Annotated in this window: 14 protein-coding genes; 11 read left to right on the top strand and 3 right to left on the bottom strand. The window is 61.0% G+C overall.

What is annotated here, in order from left to right; all coding sequences use genetic code 11:
* Window positions 1–30: 30 nt before the first annotated feature.
* The 6 genes from V3W40_RS14210 (at window position 31) to V3W40_RS14185 (ending at window position 7839) form a co-directional block, all read left to right on the top strand.
* Entirely contained in the window at window positions 31–1698 is a 1668-nt protein-coding gene (locus V3W40_RS14210; RefSeq protein WP_074845331.1) for a GMC family oxidoreductase, read from the top strand.
* 113 nt (window positions 1699–1811) lie between these two features.
* A complete protein-coding gene (locus V3W40_RS14205; RefSeq protein WP_065927812.1) occupies window positions 1812–3434 on the top strand; it encodes an MFS transporter in 1623 nt (540 codons plus the stop codon).
* Between the two features lie 229 nt (window positions 3435–3663).
* Window positions 3664–5613, top strand: a complete 1950-nt coding sequence (locus V3W40_RS14200) for a DNA topoisomerase III (RefSeq protein WP_330215303.1) — start codon at window positions 3664–3666, stop codon at window positions 5611–5613.
* A gap of 119 nt (window positions 5614–5732) precedes the next feature.
* The gene (locus V3W40_RS14195) at window positions 5733–6173 is read left to right on the top strand and encodes a CBS domain-containing protein (protein WP_027603177.1); all 441 of its coding nucleotides are present in this window, start codon (window positions 5733–5735) and stop codon (window positions 6171–6173) included.
* Between the two features lie 8 nt (window positions 6174–6181).
* On the top strand, window positions 6182–7045 hold the full coding sequence (locus V3W40_RS14190; RefSeq protein WP_330215191.1) for an NAD-dependent protein deacetylase: 864 nt from the start codon (window positions 6182–6184) through the stop codon (window positions 7043–7045).
* Between the two features lie 464 nt (window positions 7046–7509).
* Window positions 7510–7839, top strand: a complete 330-nt coding sequence (locus tag V3W40_RS14185) for a hypothetical protein (RefSeq protein ID WP_016977362.1) — start codon at window positions 7510–7512, stop codon at window positions 7837–7839.
* A 62-nt stretch (window positions 7840–7901) separates the two neighbouring features.
* On the opposite strand, the gene V3W40_RS14180 is transcribed toward V3W40_RS14185, so the two are convergent.
* Window positions 7902–8807 carry a LysR family transcriptional regulator gene (locus V3W40_RS14180; RefSeq protein WP_330215190.1) on the bottom strand — a complete coding sequence of 302 codons (906 nt, stop codon included), beginning with the start codon at window positions 8805–8807 and terminating at the stop codon, window positions 7902–7904.
* Between the two features lie 133 nt (window positions 8808–8940).
* Here V3W40_RS14180 and V3W40_RS14175 point away from each other — a divergent pair, with 133 nt between their 5' ends.
* The 3 genes from V3W40_RS14175 to V3W40_RS14165 are packed head-to-tail and all read left to right on the top strand — an operon-like array spanning window position 8941 to window position 11526.
* Window positions 8941–9639, top strand: a complete 699-nt coding sequence (locus V3W40_RS14175; RefSeq protein ID WP_032886653.1) for a CoA transferase subunit A — start codon at window positions 8941–8943, stop codon at window positions 9637–9639.
* Between the two features lie 34 nt (window positions 9640–9673).
* Window positions 9674–10333 (top strand): CoA transferase subunit B, encoded by a 660-nt coding sequence (locus V3W40_RS14170; protein ID WP_027603173.1) that lies wholly within the window; start codon window positions 9674–9676, stop codon window positions 10331–10333.
* Between the two features lie 11 nt (window positions 10334–10344).
* Window positions 10345–11526, top strand: a complete 1182-nt coding sequence (locus V3W40_RS14165; RefSeq protein WP_065947548.1) for an acetyl-CoA C-acetyltransferase — start codon at window positions 10345–10347, stop codon at window positions 11524–11526.
* A gap of 98 nt (window positions 11527–11624) precedes the next feature.
* Here the strand turns inward: V3W40_RS14165 and V3W40_RS14160 are convergent, their stop codons facing one another.
* Window positions 11625–12047, bottom strand: coding sequence for a PaaI family thioesterase (locus V3W40_RS14160; RefSeq protein ID WP_065927817.1), 423 nt, complete (start codon window positions 12045–12047; stop codon window positions 11625–11627).
* Between the two features lie 156 nt (window positions 12048–12203).
* On the opposite strand from V3W40_RS14160, the gene V3W40_RS14155 reads away from it, so the two are divergent.
* Complete coding sequence (locus V3W40_RS14155) at window positions 12204–12998, top strand: DUF4349 domain-containing protein (RefSeq protein ID WP_065927818.1); 795 nt, start codon at window positions 12204–12206, stop codon at window positions 12996–12998.
* Here V3W40_RS14155 and V3W40_RS14150 read toward each other — a convergent pair whose 3' ends face one another.
* Window positions 12999–14084, bottom strand: coding sequence for a DUF1615 domain-containing protein (locus V3W40_RS14150; protein WP_074845319.1), 1086 nt, complete (start codon window positions 14082–14084; stop codon window positions 12999–13001).
* A 332-nt stretch (window positions 14085–14416) separates the two neighbouring features.
* Here V3W40_RS14150 and V3W40_RS14145 point away from each other — a divergent pair, with 332 nt between their 5' ends.
* Window positions 14417–19078 carry an RHS repeat-associated core domain-containing protein gene (locus V3W40_RS14145; RefSeq protein ID WP_330215302.1) on the top strand — a complete coding sequence of 1554 codons (4662 nt, stop codon included), beginning with the start codon at window positions 14417–14419 and terminating at the stop codon, window positions 19076–19078.
* The last annotated feature ends 1 nt before the right edge of the window (window position 19079 follow it).

The raw sequence follows: 19079 nt of genomic DNA, 5'->3' as shown, positions 1-19079 counted from the left end.
AGCCAATAAGAAAAACAAGCGAGACCTCAGATGCCCATTGCAGCTGCTGAATACGATTACGTGGTAGTAGGCGCCGGCCCCGCAGGCTGCCTGCTCGCCAATCGACTGTCCGCCAACCCCGCCCACCGCGTGCTGCTGCTTGAAGCCGGTGGCCGCGACAACTACCCCTGGATCCATATACCCGTCGGCTACCTGTTCTGCATCGGTAACCCGCGCACCGACTGGTGCTTCAAGACCGAAGCCCAGGAAGGCCTGCAAGGCCGTGCGCTGAGCTACCCACGGGGCAAGGTGCTCGGCGGCTGCTCATCCATCAACGGCATGATCTACATGCGCGGCCAGGCCCAGGACTACGACGGCTGGGCGGCGGCAGGTAACGATGGCTGGGCCTGGAAAGACGTGCTGCCACTGTTCAAGCAGAGCGAAAACCATTTTGCCGGCAGCTCGGAATTCCACAGTGACGGCGGCGAGTGGCGAGTCGAACAGCAGCGGCTGCATTGGCCGATCCTGGACGCCTTTCGGGATGCTGCGGCGCAAAGCGGCATTGCCACGATCAGCGACTTCAACCAGGGCGATAACGAAGGCTGCGGCTACTTTCAGGTCAACCAGAAGGCCGGGGTGCGCTGGAACGCGGCCAAGGCGTTTCTCAAGCCGATCCGCCAGCGGCCCAATCTCACCGTGCTGACCGAGGTCGAGGTAGACCGCGTGGTCCTGGAAAACGGCCGCGCCTCGGCCGTGATCGGGCGTCAAAACGGCCAGCCAGTGAGCTGGAAGGCCCGCAAGGAAATCGTGCTGTGCGCCGGCTCCGTGGGCTCGCCGGGCATCCTGCAACGCTCGGGGATCGGCCCGTCCAGCGTGCTCAAGCCGCTGGGCATCGATGTGCGGCATGAACTGCCGGGCGTCGGCGGCAACCTGCAGGATCACCTGCAGCTGCGGCTGATCTACAAGCTGGAAAACGCCCGCACCCTGAACCAGATCGCCGGTACCGTATGGGGCAAGATGGGCATGGGCCTGCGCTACCTGTATGACCGCAGCGGCCCGCTGTCGATGGCGCCCAGCCAGCTCGGCGCGTTTGCCCGCTCGGGCCCGGAACAGACCTCGGCCAACCTCGAATACCACGTGCAGCCGCTGTCCCTGGAACGCTTTGGTGAACCGCTGCATGGGTTCCCGGCGTTTACCGCCTCGGTCTGCGACCTGCGCCCGCAAAGCCGTGGCCGCATCGATATCCGCTCGGCCAACCCGGCGGATGCGCCGCTGATCCGGCCCAACTACCTCAGCCACCCGGAGGACCTGCGGGTGGCCGCCGACGCGATTCGCCTGACCCGACGCATCGTCGCCGCACCGGCCCTGAGCCAGTTCAAGCCGGTGGAATACCTGCCCGGCGACGCGCTGCAAACCGAAGAGCAACTGCACGAAGCGGCCGCGCGTATCGGCACGACGATCTTCCATCCGGTCGGCACCTGCCGCATGGGCAGCGATAAAGACGCGGTGGTCGACGCCCAGTTGCGCGTGCATGGCGTGCCCGGCCTGCGTATCGCCGATGCCTCGGTCATGCCGCGCATTACCTCCGGCAATACCTGTTCACCGACGCTGATGATCGCGGAAAAAGCCGCGCAGCTGATCCTTTCGCCGAACACTGTAGGAGCGAGCTTGCTCGCGAAAAACGCAAAAGCGCCGCTGCCCTCCGGGTTTCCCGCGTAATTGTTGACAACGTTCGCGAGCAAGCTCGCTCCTGCAAGGAACTGAGAAATAGCGGCGCTGAGCCTGGCGCCGACAGTGGAACAACAATAAATAATCACTGTGAGGGCTTCCCGATGTCAGAACATGCTCAAACCCTGGGCTCGGCCACCAACGCGAGCACCGGTAACGAATCAAGAAAAGTCATCTTCGCCTCGTCCCTGGGGACGGTGTTCGAGTGGTATGACTTTTTCCTCTACGGCGCCCTGGCGGCGGTGATCAGCAAGCAGTTCTTTGCCGGGGTCAACGACACCACGGCGTTTATCTTTGCCTTGATGGCCTTTGCGGCCGGCTTTGTGGTGCGCCCGTTCGGCGCGCTGGTGTTCGGCCGCCTGGGCGACATGATCGGGCGCAAGTACACGTTCCTGGTGACCATCATCCTGATGGGCGTGGCGACCTTCTGCGTCGGCCTGCTGCCAACCTACGCCAGCATCGGCATCGCGGCGCCGATCATCCTGATCGTGCTGCGCATGCTGCAAGGCCTGGCATTGGGCGGCGAGTACGGCGGTGCGGCCACCTATGTGGCCGAACATGCGCCGGCCGGCAAACGCGGCCTCAACACCAGCTGGATTCAATCCACCGCGACCCTGGGCTTGTTGCTGTCGTTGCTGGTGGTGCTGGCATGCCGGTACTTCACCGGCGATCAGTTCGAAGTCTGGGGCTGGCGTATTCCGTTCCTGTTTTCCATTGTGCTGCTGGGTATTTCCACCTGGATCCGCATGAGCCTGCACGAGTCGCCGGCATTCCTGAAAATGAAAGAGGAAGGCAAGGCCAGCAAGGCGCCGATCCGTGAGTCCTTCGGTAAATGGGAAAACCTCAAGGTGGTGCTGATCGCGCTGTTCAGCATCAACGGTGGGCAAGCGGTAACGTTCTACGCGTCGCAGTTCTATGTGCTGTTTTTCCTCACGCAGTTCCTGAAGATGGACCCGGCCCTGGCCAATATGCTGCTGATCATCAGCGTGGTGATTGGCGCGCCGTTCTTCGTCTTCTTTGGCTGGCTGTCGGACAAGGTCGGGCGCAAGCCGGTGCTGATGCTCGGCCTGCTGCTGGCCACCGCGCTGTACTTCCCGATCTTCAAGGGCCTGGCGCACTACACCAACCCGGCGATGGACCAGGCCAGCCGCCAGGCACCGATCACCGTGCTGGCCGACCCGGCCACCTGTACCTTCCAGTTCGATCCGGTAGGCAAGGCGAAATTTGACAGCCCGTGCGACAAGGTCAAGACCTTCCTGGTCAAACAAGGCCTGCCGTACAGCAGTGCCGCCGCCCCGGCCGGCAGCCCGGTGCAGGTCAGCGTGGGTGAAGTGCGCATCGACGGCTTCGACGAGGCAGCGCTGCGCGGTGCAGTGGCCCTGGCCGGCTACCCGACTTCGGCGGATGTGGCGCAGGTCAACAAGGTGATGGTGGTGGTGCTGATCGTGGTACTGATCCTGATCGCCGCCATGTGCTACGGCCCGCTGGCGGCGCTGATGGTGGAACTGTTTCCGACACGTATCCGCTACACCTCGATGTCCCTGCCCTACCACATCGGTAACGGCTGGTTTGGCGGCTTCCTGCCGACCGTGTCGTTTGCGCTGGTGGTGTACACCGGGGATATCTTCTATGGCTTGTGGTACCCGGTGGTGGTGACGGGGGTGAGCCTGATTGTCGGATTGTTTTGCCTTAAAGAAACGCGGCATGTGGATCTCGACAACAATTAAACCGATCGCCTGAACACAGGAGATCCCTTGTGGGAGGAGGCTTGCTCCCGATAGCGGTGGTTCAGTCACAGTTGCGTTGACTGATATGGCGCTATCGGGAGCAAGCCCCCTCCCACATTTATTTCCGCAACGCTTACACGAATTGCTGTACATCCATACAGATAATAGTTGCTCAAATTCCTCTGACTGAGCATCCTGCAAAGCATCAACCCGATCTGATGTGATGACCATGCGGCTGTACCTCTGTGAAAAACCCTCCCAGGCCAAGGACATCGCGGCCGTGCTCGGCGCCGGTCGCCGCGGCGACGGTTGCTGGTTGGGCAATGGGGTCACCGTCACCTGGTGCATCGGCCACCTGCTGGAAACCGCCCCGCCCGACGCCTACGACGCCAAATACAAACGCTGGGTGCTGGCCGACCTGCCGATCGTCCCGGAAAAATGGAAGATGCTGGTCAAGCCCAAGACCGCCAGCCAGTTCAAGGCCGTCAAGCGCCTGCTGGGGGAAGCCCAGGAACTGGTGATCGCCACCGACGCCGACCGTGAAGGCGAGATGATCGCCCGCGAACTGGTCGAGCATTGCCGCTATCGCGGGCCGATCCAGCGGTTATGGCTGTCGGCACTGGACGATGCCTCCATCCGCAAGGCCCTGGCGGCGCTCAAGCCCGGCGCCGAAACCTTCAGCCTGTACCACTCGGCCCTGGGCCGCTCCCGCGCCGACTGGCTGATCGGCATGAACATGAGTCGCCTGTTTACCCTGCTGGGGCGTCAGTCCGGCTATCAGGGCGTGCTGCCGGTGGGCCGGGTGCAAACACCGACCTTGCGCCTGGTGGTGGACCGCGACCGCAGCATCGCCGACTTCGTGCCCGTGGCGTACTGGGCCATTGATGTGGACCTGCACCACCAATCCATGACGTTTACCGCACAATGGCGCGCGACCGAGGATGCCTGTGACGACCAGGGCCGCTGCCTTGACCCGCAGTTGGCCCGGGACGCTGCCGACGCCATGAGCAACGCCGCCAGCGCACGCCTGATCAAGCTGCGCACCGAACGCATGCGCGAGGTGGCCCCCCTGCCCTTCGACCTCGGCACCCTGCAGGAAATCTGCTCGAAGAAGCTCGGCCTCGGTGCCCAGGAAACCCTGGATATCGCCCAATCCCTCTACGAAACCCACAAGGTCATCACCTACCCCCGCAGTGACTGTGGTTACCTACCATTGAGCCAGCACAGCGAGGCGCCGAAGATTCTCGCCGCATTGGGCCGTGCGGATGCAGCAGTCAATGAGCTGATGCCGCATATCGATCCCCAGCGCCGCTCACGGGCGTGGAACGATGCCAAGGTCAGTGCGCACCACGGCATCATTCCCACCGGCGCCGGCAAGGACGTCGGCCAACTCACCGGCAAGCACCGTGCGGTCTACACCTTGATTCGCGCGCGCTACCTGGCGCAGTTCCTGCCCAACCATGAATACGATCGCACCCAGGCGGATTTCGACTGTGCGGGCCAGGCGTTGCGTGCGGTGGGCAAAGTGGTGATCGAACCGGGCTGGAAACGTGCCTTGCCCGAAGCCCTGGCACCGGCAAAGGGCCGTGAAGCACCGGCCCCCCAGGCCTTGCCGACACTGGTGCAGGGTCAGGATTACGCGGTAGCCAAGGTCAACCTCAAGGACCTGTGGACCCAACCACCCAAGCCCTTTACCGAAGGTGACCTGATCAAGGCGATGAAAAACGTCGCCAAGCTGGTGGAAGACCCGCTGCTCAAGCAAAAGCTCAAGGACACCACCGGCATCGGCACCGAAGCCACTCGCGCGGGGATTATCCAGGGGTTGCTCGACCGGGGTTACCTGGTGAAGAACGGCAAGGCGCTGTCGGCCACCCCGGCAGCCTTCAGCCTGATCGACGCGGTACCCCGCGCCATTGCCGACCCCGGCACCACCGCGATCTGGGAGCAGGCGCTGGACATGGTGCAAAGCGGTGAGATGAGCCTGGAAGAATTCGTCGCCAAGCAGGCGGCGTGGATGAGCAAGCAAGTGGCGCGTTGCAACGGCATGCGCATGACCATCAGCGGGCCGGCCAGCCCGCCGGATCGAGGTGCTGCGCCGTGGAAAAAGAAGCGCAAGGCGGCCCCTCGCAAGACCGCCACTGGCCCAGAGCGCGCCAGGAAACCGAAAAAAACCGGGTGAAAGGCGAAAAAAACCGGCGAATGACGTTTTTCGACGGGTTTAACGCCGCATTGGACCTTGCCCCGGCGAGTGCCGTCTAGGATTCTGTAGGGGATAACAACAACACCGGAGTGGCCGCCATGAAAACCGTCGCACAATTGCTCAAAGCCAAGGACCAGAAAAACCAGGACGTCCACACCATCCAATGGGACCACACTGTGTTTGAGGCGCTGGTGCGGATGTCGGAGAAAAACGTCGGCGCCTTGCCGGTGGTCAAGGAAGGCACGGTGGTGGGGATCATCAGCGAACGCGATTACGCACGCAAAATAATGCTCAAGGGCCTATCGTCAGTCACTACAAAGGTCCATGAGGTCATGAGCTCGCCGGTGATAACCGTCGATACCCATAAAAGTGTCGAAGCGTGCATGAACATCATGACCGACAGTCACCTGCGCCACCTGCCGGTGGTCGAAGACGGCAAACTGCTGGGCCTGCTCTCCATCGGTGACCTGGTCAAGGAAGCCATCGCCGAACAGGCAGACCTGATCAAGCAGTTGGAGCAGTACATCCGCGGCGAATAGGGGGCCCCATGCTCGATACCCTGGAACATCAACAGGACCACCTCGACACCCTGCACCGCGCCATGGCCGGACGGCGCTTCCTGGTATTGACCGGTGCGGGAATCAGCACGTCGTCGGGAATCCCCGACTACCGCGACAGCGAAGGCGTGCGCCGGGGCAAGGCGCCGATGATGTACCAGGAGTTCCTCGCCACCGCCCAGGCGCGGCGGCGCTATTGGGCACGGGCGATGCTGGGGTGGCCGCGTGTACGTATCGCCCAGCCGAACAACGCTCACCGGGCACTGGCGACCTTGCAACAACGCCAACACATCAGCGGCCTGATCACGCAAAACGTCGACACTTTGCATGACCAGGCCGGTAGCCATGACGTGATTGAATTGCACGGCAGCCTGCACCGGGTGCTGTGCCTGGATTGCCAGTTGCACAGCACGCGCGACCTGATCCAGCGCCAGATGGAAATCGATAACCCGTACCTGGCGCAAGTCCATGCGGTACAGGCGCCTGATGGTGACACCCTGCTTGATCCCGCGTTTGAAGAGCGCTTCCAGGTCCCCCGCTGCCCCCATTGCCAGGGTGAGCGACTGAAACCGGACGTGGTGTTTTTTGGCGAGAACGTCGCACCGGCGACGGCAGCCAGGGCGATGGCGGCGGTAGCCCATGCCGAGGGGCTGCTGGTGGTAGGTTCATCGCTGATGGCTTACTCCGCATTTCGCCTGTGCAAGGCAATGGTCGAACAGGGCAAACCGGTGATCGCCATCAACCTGGGCAAGACCCGGGGTGATGAGTTGTTGCAGGTAAAGATCGAAACCTCGTGCGAACAGCTTCTGCCCTTGTTGGCAGACCGCCTGCAGTCAACCCCTCCTCAGCCATAGCGACCGTCCAGCGCAAAAAATGACGCTCGAGTCACGCATTTGCCGTATCTCCCCATAGCCACGACGAATTATGTAGTGATCAAAAATAATCACTACATAACCGTTGACGTAACCTTTTTGTCCTTGCATGATCTAGACGTCTCCCGGATCGGGAGCGTTGGTAGCAAGCGTTTTGAACAAGCTCGTCTGACCGCCGAGCTGTTTTTTCCGGATGTGCACTGCCCACAAGGCAGATTGATGAAGCTGACCGACCCGAAAGGATCGGTACAAGGCGCTCAAATGCGGCTTGTCTTCGTTATGAAACCATTGCGTAGCAGTTCATCAGCAAGACTACATGCATCAGGTTCAAGACCCTGCCCGTATTCGGCAGACCGTCACTGACGCCCGGTTTTCCAAGCCGGAGACAACTAAGCAGTTTTAACGGAATCAACTGATAGATCGCCAACTGGTCAAGGGGCTTACACATGAATCTGAACAACCAACCAACTATCGATGAATTGGCTGAGATGTTCGCAGCGCAGAAAGACACACTCGACGACCATATCCTGTGGATTGGCAAATCGGGCGAAGTGCAAATCGACTGCCTGGCGCCCCACACCGAAGAAGCCGAGTTCGACCGCAATAACCGTGAACTGGCGGCGCGCCTGAAGATGTACCGCCGTGGCCAGGGTTATGTCGGCAAGAAGGCCGCGGCCGATCGCAACTTTATCGAGCAAGTATTCCACACACTTAATACCGAATGGCAGAACCTCAAAGGCCAATCGCACGTTAAAGTGATTGATAGATACTGCTGATAACAGTGCACCTTTACATTTAAGCCCGCTGGTTTATTCGAGCGGGCTTTTTAATACCTGTTTTATAACAACGCCGGGAACCTGCCCTTCCCCGCCTCATCGCGAAAAATATCAAACAACACCTGCGCCGCCGCCGACAGTTCATGCCCAGGCTTGGTCAGCACGCCAATCGGCCGCTCGATCACCGGACCGGTCAAGGTGATGCAATGCGCCCCCGCCTCCTGCATCTGCTGCGCACACAAGGCCGGTACGGCGCTGACACCCAGGCCGCTGGCGACCATCTTGCCCACGGTTGCCAATTGATGGCTTTCCAAGGCCACCGGCAGCTTCATCTTCAAGGCCCCCAGGTGCTCCTCCAGCATCACCCGCACCGTGGAAGGCCGCTGCAACGTGATGAACGGGTGCTCCAGCAAGGTTTTCCAGTCGACCTCGGCACACTGTGCCAGCAGTGAATCACCGGGCACCACCGCAATGAAGCGGTCCAGGTACAACGGCGTAAAGGCCAGCGACGAGCCTTCCGAGGGTTCAAACGCCACGCCCAGTTCCACATGGCGGTCGCGAACCATCTCCAGCACTTGCTCGTTGATCAAGTCATGCACCGTCACGTTCACCTGAGGGTAACGGGCGCGGAATATCTTCAGGATCGGCGGTAGCAGGTTGCCGGCAAACGACGGCATCGCCGCCACGGTCACCCGCCCGCGTTGCAGGGTGAACAGCTGACGCAGTTCGTCTTCGGCATTGTCCCAATCGGCCATCAGCCGACGGGCCAGAGGCAGCAGGGATTCGCCCTCGGGCGTGAGGGCCACGTTGCGCGTATTGCGGCTGAACAAGCGCCCACCCAGCCCTTCCTCCAAGCCCTTGATGGTCAGGCTCAACGCCGATTGAGAGAGGTGCAGGCGCTCGCAGGCGGCGGCAAAACTCAGGCTTTGGGCCACGGCCAGAAAGGCACGCATCTGTTTAACGGTCATGACGCTACTCCGGGCGGCGGGTTGACTATGCTGTTTTCTAAATCAATCAACCTTAAAAAACAACTTAACAAATCAATCTGTCAGCGCAACACTCGATTCATTGGCTGGCCCACAAACAATAAAAGAGGTGCATATGGCAGGTTTCGATAAACGCGTGGCGTCCTACGAGGAAGCACTGGCAGGCCTGGAAGACGGCATGACCGTGCTCTCCGGTGGTTTCGGTCTGTGCGGCATTCCGGAAAACCTCATCAATGAGATCAAGCGCAAAGGCACCCGTGACCTCACCGTGGTTTCCAATAACTGCGGCGTCGACGGCTTTGGCCTGGGCGTGCTGCTGGAAGAAAAGCAGATCAGCAAGGTGATCGCTTCCTACGTCGGTGAGAACGCCCTGTTCGAGAAGCAGTTGCTCAGCGGCGAAATCGAAGTGGTCCTCACCCCCCAAGGCACACTGGCGGAAAAAATGCGCGCAGGCGGCGCCGGTATCCCCGCCTTCTTCACCGCCACCGGCGTCGGTACTCCGGTGGCCGAAGGCAAGGAAACCCGCGAATTCAACGGTCGCCCGTACCTGATGGAAGAATCCATCACCGGCGACTTCGCCATCGTCAAAGGCTGGAAAGCCGACCACTTCGGCAACGTCATCTATCGCCACACCGCCCAGAACTTCAACCCGCTGGCCGCCACCGCCGGCAAGATCACCGTGGTCGAAGTCGAGGAAATCGTCGAACCGGGCGAGCTGGACCCGGCGCAGATCCACACCCCTGGCATCTACGTCGACCGGATCATCTGCGGCACGTTCGAGAAGCGCATCGAACAGCGCACCGTGCGCAAATAATCCGCTCCCAGCCCGAACAATAAGGACTCATAAAATGGCTCTTACCCGCGAACAAATGGCTCAACGCGTCGCCCGCGAAATGCAGGACGGTTTCTACGTCAACCTGGGCATCGGCATTCCGACCCTGGTGGCCAACTACATCCCCGAAGGCATGGAAGTCATGCTGCAGTCGGAAAACGGCCTGCTCGGCATGGGCCCGTTTCCTACCGAAGACACCATCGATGCCGACATGATCAACGCCGGCAAACAGACCGTGACGGCGCGCATCGGCGCCTCGATCTTCTCCTCCGCCGAATCCTTCGCGATGATTCGCGGCGGCCACGTCGACCTCACCGTGCTCGGCGCCTTTGAAGTGGACGTACACGGCAACATCGCCTCGTGGATGATCCCCGGCAAACTGGTCAAGGGCATGGGCGGCGCCATGGACCTGGTGGCCGGTGCAGAAAACATCATCGTGATCATGACCCACGCCTCCAAGGACGGTGAGTCCAAGTTGCTCAGCCAATGCAGCCTGCCGCTGACCGGTGCCAACTGCATCAAGCGTGTACTGACGGACCTGGCGTACCTGGAAATCGAAAATGGCGCTTTTGTCCTCAAGGAACGCGCACCTGGCGTCAGCGTTGAAGAGATTGTGAGCAAGACCGCCGGTAAACTGATCGTCCCGGACCACGTTCCAGAAATGCACTTCCAGTGAGGACAGATTCCATGCAAGACGTCGTGATTGTTGCTGCCACCCGCACCGCCGTAGGCAGCTTTCAAGGTTCGCTGGCAAGCATTCCGGCACCGGAGCTGGGCGCCGCCGTGATCCGTCGCCTGCTGGAGCAGACCGGCCTGGACCCGGCCGAAGTGGATGAAGTCATCCTCGGCCAGGTACTCACCGCGGGTTCCGGCCAGAACCCCGCACGCCAGGCCTCGATCCTCGCCGGCCTGCCCCACGCCGTGCCGAGCCTGACCCTGAACAAGGTCTGCGGCTCGGGCCTGAAAGCCCTGCACCTGGGCGCCCAGGCCATCCGTTGCGGTGACGCCGAGGTCATCATCGCCGGCGGCATGGAGAACATGAGCCTGGCACCCTACGTACTGCCTGCTGCGCGCACGGGCTTGCGCATGGGCCACGCCAAGATGATCGACAGCATGATCACCGACGGCCTCTGGGATGCGTTCAACGACTATCACATGGGCATCACCGCCGAGAACCTCGTGGACAAATACGGCATCAGCCGTGAAGCCCAGGATGCTTTCGCCGCCGCCTCCCAGCAGAAAGCCACCGCCGCCATCGAGGCCGGGCGTTTTGTCGATGAGATCACGCCGATCCTGATTCCCCAGCGCAAGGGCGACCCGATTGCCTTCGCCGTCGATGAGCAGCCCCGTGCCGGCACCACCGCCGAATCCCTGGCCAAGCTCAAGCCGGCGTTCAAGAAAGACGGCAGCGTCACCGCCGGTAATGCTTCCAGCCTGAATGACGGCGCTGCTGCGGTGCTGCTGATGAGTGCCGACAAGGCCAAGGCCCTCGGCTTGCCGGTATTGGCCCGTATCGCCAGTTACGCCAACGCGGGTGTCGACCCGGCAATCATGGGCATCGGCCCGGTCTCGGCCACCCGCCGCTGCCTGGACAAAGCCGGTTGGAGCCTGGCCGACCTGGACCTGATCGAAGCCAACGAAGCCTTTGCCGCGCAATCCCTGGCGGTAGGCAAAGAGCTGGAGTGGGATGCGGACAAGGTCAACGTCAACGGCGGCGCCATCGCCATCGGCCACCCCATCGGCGCTTCAGGCTGCCGCGTGCTGGTCACCCTGCTGCACGAAATGATCAGGCGCGATGCCAGGAAAGGCCTGGCGACCCTGTGCATCGGTGGCGGCCAGGGCGTAGCCCTGGCCCTCGAACGCAGCTGATAAACGAGCAACACGGAAAAGGCCCGGCTCCACGAAAAGCCAGGCCTTTTCTTTATGCGGTTTCCCTGAACAAACACAGTCCCTCCCCTATAAGATCTTTATTGCCTGTCAGCGAGAGGCACGGCAAACACCGCATTCGCCCGCGCCACCACCTTCTCTCCCACCTGCAGGCTCACCGTGGCAAACGCCATTTGCCGCCCTCGCTTGTGATGTTCCAAACGCACGGTAATCCACTCCCCCACCTGCACCGCCCCCAGGTAATCCACGGTCATGCTCGCCGTAATCAACGGCAACGGCGGCTCACTGGAAAACGCCATGGCATAGCCCATACCGACATCCGCCAGGGTCGCCAGCACCCCGCCGTGCACCGTTCCACGCCCATTGGCATGGCGATTGTCGGCGCGCAGGCCGATTTCCAGTTGCAGGCCGTCACCTCGGCAGTACGCCGGGCCAAGCAAATCCAGCAACGGGCTGCTGCGCGGCAGCGGGACAAAACCTTCGGGCACGGCGTGGGCAATCATGACGAGTCTTCCTTGGGGTCGAATTTGAGGTGTACGCCACACGCCCAACGGCAGCCATCACCATCAGCCTTGCAAATCCTGCACGATACTTTGCGTTAATTCGCCGGACCCGCTTTAATCGCCGCCAATGTCCCCCCCACATCTCAAGGAACTGCAATGCGCCATCCGGACGGCCCCCTTCAATCGCTTCGCGCGCCCCTGTTGATCCTGCTGGCCGGCCTGGCCCTGGTCGGCTGTTCACCCAAGGACCACTCCCGCGCCACGGTGATCAATGGCGAACAAGGTCGGGCCGGTGCGCAACTGGCCTATGAGCACGAACTGACCCTGGCCCTGCCCGGCGCCCTGCTCGCGCCGCGCATGCAGGCCACCCGTGAGGCCTGTGAATCGGCGCGGTTTGGCGCGTGCAATATCCTTGGCATCACCGAAGACAGCAACGGCGGCGAGATCATCCTGCGGATCGCACCTAGCGGCGTCGAACCGATGGTCACCCTGGCCGCTGAGGGCGGCAAACTCGGCCAGCGCATCACCACCGCCGAAGACCTGGCCGACGCGGTCGCCGATATACGTCGCCGCCAGGATCGCCTGCAAGCCCAGCAACAGCGCCTCGATGAACTGGCCAAGCGCAAGGACATCAGCGTCAGCGACCTGATTGCCTTGAGCAAGGAGCAGGCGGGCATTGAAAACGAACTGCAGGAACTCGCCCAGGTTGCCGCCGGCCAGCAACGTCGCCTGGATACCAACCGCGTCACCCTCAACTTCCGCTCTGCCGACGGCGCGAACCAACCGTCACGCTTCAGCCGGATGTTCAGCAACCTGGGCACTAACCTGGTGGACGGCACCGCAGACGCCCTGGAACGCGCCAGCTATGTGCTGCCGTTCGTGATCCTGGCGTTTCCGGTGGTGTGGTTGTGGGTGTGGCTGTGGCGCAAATTTGTCCGGCGCCGCAGCTGATCAGCGCTTCATGCAGCGCTGGTACCGCTCATCCACGCGCTTGGCAAACCACGCCGTGGTCAGGTTGCGGGTGATCTTCGGGCTTTTGAGCTCGATGCCCGGCAGGATCGCACGGGGCATCGGCTTGCCGGCGGCCTGGTCGGCCAGGGCAAACACGCGCTTGTAGAGGGTGGTGTCTTCAAAATCCAACTGTTCGCCCTGTTCCAGCTGGCTGCGAATGCTGGGATTGCGCATGTCCAGCTTCGCGCCCAATGAGCGCACCGCCAGTTCGGTGGTGCCGGGCAGCAATGAGCCGTAGCGAATCAAATCCCCGTCCAGCGCCAACTCAGTGCCCGACGCGCGGCTGACAGCCGCCTGGAACGCCGCATTACGGCTGGCGTACCAACCCGCATTGAAGTCGGCAAAGCGGTACAGCGGCTGGTCATAGCTCACCGGGTAACCGAGCAGATGGGCGATACCGAAGTACATGCCGCCGCGCCGGGTGAAGACTTCCCGACGAATCGTGCCATCCACCGTGTAGGGATAACCCCGCGCCTGCTTCTGGGCGAAGTCGATACTGACCTGCATGGGACCGGCGGTGTGCACCGGATTGAAACCGCCAAACAGGGTGTTGCCCAGGGGCACCACGCTGATGAAGTCATCGAAGATGCCACTCAGGTCCTTCTCCGTGCGGGCGGCATTCAAGCGGTCGGCATAGGACTGGCCGGTGGGCGAGCGCAGCTGCAGGGCGCTGCGCACCACAAAAGCGGGCACATGCACCTTGGCGGCACGGCGCAGGATTTCATCCTGGGCGATCTTGCCCATATTGGGTACGGGCGGGTCGACCTGATAGGTGGACTCCTGCTCGGTCACCGCCAATACGGCACAGATATTCTCGGTACTGGGGTAGATCTTTTGAGTGTCAAAGGCAGTGTAGATGTCCTGGGCCCAGCCGTTGCGGTCTGGAACCTTCGCCGGGAGCAAACGCACGATCTCGGCCTTCACCTCGGCCTCGCTGCGCGCTGGTTGCTGCGGGCCGCGTGACGTGGAACAGCCGGCCAGCACCACCAATGAGGTGAGGCAGAGGATCAGGCAGCGTGGGGACATGAGGCTTCCTTGAGGACGATGGGCCAGGCGTTGCGGATATGGACCAGTAAGTCTAACGCGGGTTCGCCAACTCACCTTCTCGCCAGCCAGGGTTGAACCTGGCGTTCGCGCAGCGCTGAAGGCTTTTTGATACGTCGCCAAAAAGGGACGATAGCCGCTGAAAGCTCCCACGTAACGGCAAGATAAGCTCTACAGCCCCAGCCTGAAAACCGCTGCAAAGTCCCTCGCCTGAATACACAGTGCGAGGGATTGCAGATGGTTGTTTTCGTTAAAGCCCTGGTTGAAGGGGCGGCCTCTTGAACCCGGCCATTGGCAGGCTGGCCCTGACCCCGATGGATGTGAAGACGGTCGACGTTGAAAGCGTCTTCCGTGACTTTCGCGAATGCCTGAATATGTTCGATGACTGGGCGCAAAGCTTCTGGCGCTTCTCGGCGCTGGAGGTCGAGCAGGTCTTCAAGGTCGGCGATGAGGTGGCGCTGGTCGCGCCGATCAATCGCTCAATCATCCCCAGCAGCACCGTCGCCACGTGCCCGGCCAATGGCACCCTGACGCTGGTGCATATGTTCCAAAGCACGCGCTTCGTGCCCATCGGCAACACGCCGGTGATGCTGCAGCGCGTCGATCCCAATGGCGGCCCGTTGGGCGAGCCGATCCACAAGACCATCGGCCCCAGCGGCCTCCTCGAAATCACCGAGTGTGATCGCAACCAGCCGTACCGAATCAGTTTCTACCCCAACGTTTCCAAGGATCACGTCAAGGCGCTGTATGGGTCTTATCAGTCGGTGATCGCGGGGTTGGAGGCGCGCCTGCGTGAAGAGTGGGCCGGCACTTTCCAGGATCAGTGGAAAGACTATGCCGAAGCCAAGCCCCTCGATCGGCGCCGAATGCTGGAAGCAGCGTTTTTCAGCGGCCTTGGAAAAGCCCTCTTCAATGTGTGGGACAACGTTACGCAGCTGTATGACCTGCTGGCGGACCTCAAGCCCAACAGCGAAAAGCTGTTGGCCTACCTCTCCCAGGCCGAACTCGATGAACTGCTGAAGCTCGGCAACGACACGATTGCCAATGGTTTGCTGGTGCTCAGCGATGAGCCGCTGTTGTTTATCTACCTGTCAGCGATGGTCAGTTGGATGCGCCTGCTGCCACCGCCGCAGATTAATGAACTGTGGGGTGAGATCACTGGCGAGGTCCTGATCAATCTGCTGTTGATTCGTGTATTGGGTGCGATGGGGGTGGTGGCGCGGCTGGGGGCTCAAGTGCTGAGCGCTATCAAATCCAAGCGCGCGCGGGAGTTGTTGGAGTTGCTGGCCAAGCAGCTTGTAAAGCCGGGGTTGGAGCCGCATGCCGAAGCGCTGAAGCCTTTGCTGCTCGGTGGCCCCGCGACAGCGATCAAGACTGTACCGGTTGCGCCGTTGAAGGTTGGGGAGCATGTGGTTTCGAACCCGGTGCCGGCGGTTCGCAGGAAGACTCAGCAGACGGTGTTGGTCAGGCAGGAGCCTGTCGATGATGTGCCCGTTTCAGGGAAGAACCCGAACGGGGATGCGGCGGCCCCTTCGGATAAGACCGTCACCAACGGCTGCCCGGTGTCGATGGTTACCGGGGAGGAATTGCTCACCCTCACCGATGGTGTTTTAGACGGGATCTTGCCGTTCGAGTGGACCCGGCTGTATCGCACCAGTGCGGTGGAAGTGGATGGCGGGTTGGGGTTTGGCTGGAGTCATTCGCTGGCGCATCGGCTTGCGGTGTCGGGCGATTCGGTGGTGTGGACGGACCATGAGAACCGCAGTACTTCGTTTCCGATGCCGACCGTTGCTCGGCCTGCAATCACCAACAGCTTGGCCGAAGCAGCGATCTATTTGGGCGCATCGCCGGACGAACTGGTGTTGTCCCAGGCGTCGCGGTTTTATCACTTTCGCGACGGTGTGCTGGTCTCGATCAGCGACGCGTACGACAACCGGCTGCGGATTTCTCGGGATTATTTGGGGCGGATTGAGCGGCTGGATAACGGTGCGGGGGGTGCGCTGTTTTTGCGTTACTCGTCCGGTCGCATCGTGGCGGTGGATTATCAGGTTCAGCGGGCCAAGGGGTATGAGCCTTACGAATGGGTGACGGAGCAGAACGTCGTTTCCTACGCCTACGACGACGCTGGCCGACTGGTCTCGGCGACCAATGCCGTCGGCGAAAGCGAGGTTTATCGCTACGACGATCAGCACGTGATTCTTGAGCGTGGACTGGCCGGTGGGGCGAGTTTCTTTTGGGAATGGGAACGGGCGGGCAAGGCTGCGCGATGTGTTCGGCATTGGGCCAGTTTTTCCCAGATGGATACGTGGTATGCCTGGGGGGACGACGGCCGTGTCACGGTGCATAACGCCGATGGCAGTCAGGAAGTGTATGTCCATGACGACCGGGCACGGCTGGTGCAGCGGATTGATCCGGACGGTGCCCAGCATTTCAAATCCTACGACGCTAAAGGCCGGCTGACGGTTGAGCAGGATCCGCTGGGGGCGGTGACGGCGTATCAGTATGACGAAGCCGGACGTTTGGTGGCGTTGTTTCCGGGGGATGATGAGCCAACAACCTACGAGCATGACAACGGGTTCGTACGGGTTGTAAGGCGGGGTCTGGCGGTCTGGAAGTACGAGCGCAATGACCAGGGCGACGTCATTCGTAAGATCGATCCCGACGGACATGTCACCGACTACAGCTATGACAAATACGGGCAACTGATTGGGGTTTGGTACCCGGACCACAGTTGTCAGCGGCTGGTGTGGAATGAGCGGGGGCAACTGGTTGAGGAGCAGTTGCCCAATGGCGGGATCAAGCGGTATCGCTATGACGATCTTGGCCGTCAGGTGGCGCGCGAGGATGAGCATGGCGCGCTGACCCAGTATCAGTGGGACAGCGTAGGTCGCTTGGTTCGCGTGGTGCTGCCCGGTGGGGCGTGTAGGGAATACAGCTACAACCCCTACGGCAAAATCACCGCCGAACGCGATGAATTGGGGCACGTCACCCGCTACGAATATGCCGATGGGTTGCACCTGATCAGTCGCCGCATCAACGCTGATGGCACTCAGGTCAAGTACCGCTACGATAACGTGCGGTTATTGCTGACCGAGATCGAAAACGAAGTCAGCGAGACCTACCGACTTGATTACCACCCCAATGGCCTGATCCAGCAGGAAATCGGTTTTGACGGGCAGCGCACCGCCTACGTCTACGACCTCAACGGCAACCTGCAGGAAAAGACCGAACACGGTGACGATGGTAGTCAGCTCATTACCCGTTACGAGCGAGACCACGCCGGACGCCTCGTCAGAAAAACCCTGCCCGACGGTAGCCTTGTTGAATATGCCTACGACCGCCAGGGCAACCTCCTCAGCGTCGATGACGGCCACTGGGCGCTGGCCTACGAATACGACCGCCAAAACCGCCTCACCGCCGAACACCAGGGCTGGGGCACCTTGCGCTACGGCTACGACGCCTGCGGCCAGCTTCAACACCTGCGCCTACCCGATAACAACCGACTGGTTTTTAACCATGCGAAAGGCGGCCACCTCGCCACCATCGAATTAAACGGCGCGCTGCTGACGTCTCATCTGTTCAAAGCCGGCCAGGAACACCAGCGCCAACAAGGCCAACTCCTCAGCCACTACCACCACGACGACCAGCACCGCCTGCACGCCCACGCGATCACCCAGCAACAGGACCACCTCTACCAACGCCAATACGACTATGACAAAACCGGCAACCTCACCCGCCTGCTCGACACGCGCAAAGGCGAACACCACTACCACTACGACCCACTAGGCCGCCTCACCCGCGCCGACCACTCCCAAGACCTGCAGGAACGCTTCGGCCACACCCGCGCCGGCAACCTGCTGATGCAAGACCGCCCCGGCCCCGACATCATTGCCGGCAACCGCCTGATGATCCAGGGCGACCGCCACTACGACTATGACGCCTTCGGCAACCTCATCCGCGAGCGGCGTGGCAAAGGCCATCAACTCGTTACCGAATACCGTTACGACTGCCAGCATCGGCTGATAGGCATCACCCAACCCAACGGCCAAACCGCCAGCTACCGCTACGACCCGTTTGGGCGGCGCATCAGCAAAACCGTGGACGGCATCACCACGGAGTTTTTCTGGCAAGGCGACAGGCTGATTGCCGAGCACCATGCGGATCGTCATCGCAGTTATCTCTATGAACCGGACAGTTTCCGCCCTCTAGTTCTGTTGGAAGGCTTTGGACCGCAAGACACCAAAGCCTTCCACTACCAACTCGATCACCTCGGCACGCCCCAGGAACTGACAGACCCAGAGGGCGAAATCGTCTGGTCCGCCCACTACCGCGCCTACGGCCAGATCAGCCGACTCGACAAAGGCACAATCGACAACCCGCTGCGTTTCCAGGGGCAGTACTTTGATCAGGAAAGCGGGCTGCACTACAACCGCCATCGCTACTACAATCCGGATATTGGGTGTTACCTGACGCCGGATCCGGTGAAGTTGGCGGGTGGGATCAACGCGTACCAGTACGTGCCGAACCCTATGGGGTGGGTGGATCCGTTAGGTCTGAGTACCTGTCCAGGCGGGGATAAATGCAAGCCGAACCCCAGTGCTGAAGTTCCAGCGGGAAAAGCACAGGTTAATGAAGGCAGCCCACTCAGTCCCACAAGCTCCAACTCTCCACCTACACTGGGCTACCATAAGGAGACCTTTGCCAATAAACCTGTAAAGCCGGAAGAAACCATTCAGAAATGGGATGAATTTCTAGGACCTGGCCCTCACACAAACACCAACCCACGAACTGGGAAGCCCGACCGCGACAGAATTGTTTCCAGCGACGCAAAAAGAAGTATTCGTTACGGGGCCCATGAAATGAATAGCAAGCCAAGCAAGCATCACTATCATGAGGAGACATGGACGTTCGAGATAAAAACCAACACCATGAACGTTGACAATACTGTTGTACGCGTTCCCCTGACGAAGAAGTGAA

It is taken from the genome of Pseudomonas sp. AM8 (assembly GCF_036346475.1).
GTDB lineage: Bacteria > Pseudomonadota > Gammaproteobacteria > Pseudomonadales > Pseudomonadaceae > Aquipseudomonas > Aquipseudomonas marginalis.
This window is presented reverse-complemented; position numbering and strand designations above follow the sequence as displayed.